The sequence below is a fragment of the Photorhabdus hindustanensis genome (assembly GCF_002968995.1).
Classification (GTDB): domain Bacteria; phylum Pseudomonadota; class Gammaproteobacteria; order Enterobacterales; family Enterobacteriaceae; genus Photorhabdus; species Photorhabdus akhurstii.
Window position 1 is genome coordinate 1 of record NZ_PUWT01000107.1, and the last position, 1,967, is coordinate 1,967.

At 38.2% G+C, this 1,967-nt stretch carries 4 protein-coding genes; 3 read left to right on the plus strand and 1 reads right to left on the minus strand.

Features of this window, described 5'->3' with window-relative positions; genetic code table 11:
- Together C6H66_RS27360 and C6H66_RS23965 are read left to right on the plus strand one after the other, a co-directional pair.
- On the plus strand, positions 1-655 hold a 655-nt coding region (locus tag C6H66_RS27360), incomplete at its 5' end, for an RHS repeat-associated core domain-containing protein (RefSeq protein ID WP_181150295.1).
- Positions 656-663: 8 nt separating this feature from the next.
- Positions 664-1,071, plus strand: a complete 408-nt coding sequence (locus C6H66_RS23965; protein ID WP_105396953.1) for an NTF2 fold immunity protein — start codon at positions 664-666, stop codon at positions 1,069-1,071.
- A gap of 46 nt (positions 1,072-1,117) precedes the next feature.
- Here C6H66_RS23965 and C6H66_RS23970 read toward each other — a convergent pair whose 3' ends face one another.
- Positions 1,118-1,315: a DUF7706 family protein gene (locus tag C6H66_RS23970; RefSeq protein ID WP_105396954.1), complete on the minus strand. Its 198-nt coding sequence runs from the start codon at positions 1,313-1,315 to the stop codon at positions 1,118-1,120.
- Positions 1,316-1,636: 321 nt separating this feature from the next.
- Between C6H66_RS23970 and C6H66_RS23980 the strand changes: the two genes are divergently transcribed.
- On the plus strand, positions 1,637-1,954 hold the full coding sequence (locus C6H66_RS23980) for an Imm30 family immunity protein (protein WP_105396955.1): 318 nt from the start codon (positions 1,637-1,639) through the stop codon (positions 1,952-1,954).
- Positions 1,955-1,967: the final 13 nt, after the last annotated feature.

Sequence of the window (1,967 nt, forward strand, 5' to 3'; positions counted from 1 at the left end):
GGTGTGGCGACGACCGAAGCAGTCCCTGTACGGGCTGCGGCTGGGCGGACACGGCGAGAATCCGCAACTGGACCCGGGCCTCAGATTCGCGGGGCAGATTTTTGATGAGGAAAGTGGTTTATTTTATAACCAGTTCCGCTATTATTTGCCGGAAGCAGCGTGCTACCTCAGTCCCGATCCAACTGGCCTCTGGGGTGGTGAGAATACCTATGGATATGTGACGAATCCCACAGGATGGGTTGACCCGTTCGGTCTAGCACAATGTCCAACAGTTAAAGTTGATAAAAATGGGCGGTTACGCTCAGCAAGAACAACTGTAACCCCAGATGTTCTTGGAACAGGCTCAGTTACAAATGCATCATCTCGTAAGTATGCAAGATCGCTTGGTAATAACGATGATGATGCAGGACATATATTAGGTAACGTTCTTGGCGGTCAAGGCGGTAAAAAGAATGTATTTCCTCAATTGCCAGAAATAAATCGCGGTCAGTATAGGGTATTTGAAGATCAAGTAAGGCAATTTATTGAGACAAACGGCCTAGTAGACATCAAATGGAGATTTATATATGGAAATGGTGGTACAAGGCCAACAGAAGTTGCTTATTTGGTCTATCAAGATGGCCAGAGGATTCTTGGAAAGATCTTTAGTAATTAGGTGATTATATGAACAATATTGAGAGAGCACAATCTGTTCTTGAAACATTTATTCAAGAAATGAATAAATGGGAAGTATTTTATTACCGTGAGGGTAGCAGAAAAAGAAATACCCCTATAGTTAAGGAGAAAATGAAAAATGAGCTGGATGAAATTTTTTCAAAAAATTGTACCTTAAAAGAAAGAAAACAAGGGCGGCAAGTCTCATTAATGCTTAGTTCTCCTCCCGATTATGATCCTGATAATGATGAAATCACCTCAAAAGAGCTGGATAAAAATAAGGCTATTTTTATAATTCAGAAACATACAGGATTTAAAAATAAATATCGTTATACATTGCACTTTAAGAATAATGAATGGCGGGTAGATAAGAAAGAATGGCTTTCTGGAGATAAGTGGAAGCAGGATTACCTTTAAACAAAAAAACCGGAAGATTACAAAGATCTTCCGGCTTTCTTATGATCTACCGTGGCGCATACCCACAGTATGCCAGTGCCGACTGGAGCTTAGCGATCGCATCCTTAATCTGATACGCTTCCTCGTCATTTACGGCACAGGCCCGTATCTCCGCCCAGTTCAGCCGCTTCACCAGTTGGGCTAAGGCCAGCGCTTCAAAGTGGGTTAACTGAATGTCCTGCAAATGTTCAATGGCTATTGTCATCACATGCCTTAAGCTGAATATATGAAGAAGAAGTCTGGAATTTCTAAAAGTAAATCCATTGCAATACAAATGGAACATATATCCATCTAATAAAGGAAGGCATCCATTAACCAGATCTTACGCAAGAAGACCTTTCCTTCATGAAACACCAAGAGAAACATTAGCCAAAGATATCATGGATACTAGAAGAATATATAGAGATCAAGGATTATATACTAAAGAAATTAAAAAAGGTTTAAGAGAGACTATCAGGTTGAATAAAGAAACATTCCCCGCTGTATTTAAAAAGCCATCTAAGTGTCCAAAAAAATAGAGGATAAAATGAATTTAATCGAAGATCTTAAAAAATCATCAAGCATGGATTCCCCTGAAAGTATTCGTATATTTTCCAATACATTACGGAAAATGGCCGAGTCAAAAGATAAGAAGTATTTGCCAATAATTTTAAATTATTTGGATGACGAAAGTGAATATACTGACATGATGAAAGAAATTATGGGAATGGCGGAGTCTTTTGAAGCTATAGATTATGTTTCTACTATTATCGGATTCAATGAAGTATTACAAAAAAAGGCTTTAGATTGGCTTGATATAATTCACTATAGGATAACAAATTCTGAAAAGCATATAGATATATAATAAGAATATATTA

Bases quoted from the DNA above. Each gene is read 5' to 3' on its own strand.
- C6H66_RS23965 (WP_105396953.1), top strand. From the start codon at position 664: ATGAACAATATTGAGAGAGCACAATCTGTTCTTGAAACATTTATTCAA.
- C6H66_RS23980 (WP_105396955.1), top strand. From the start codon at position 1,637: ATGAATTTAATCGAAGATCTTAAAAAATCATCAAGCATGGATTCCCCT.
- C6H66_RS23970 (WP_105396954.1), bottom strand. From the start codon at position 1,315: ATGACAATAGCCATTGAACATTTGCAGGACATTCAGTTAACCCACTTT.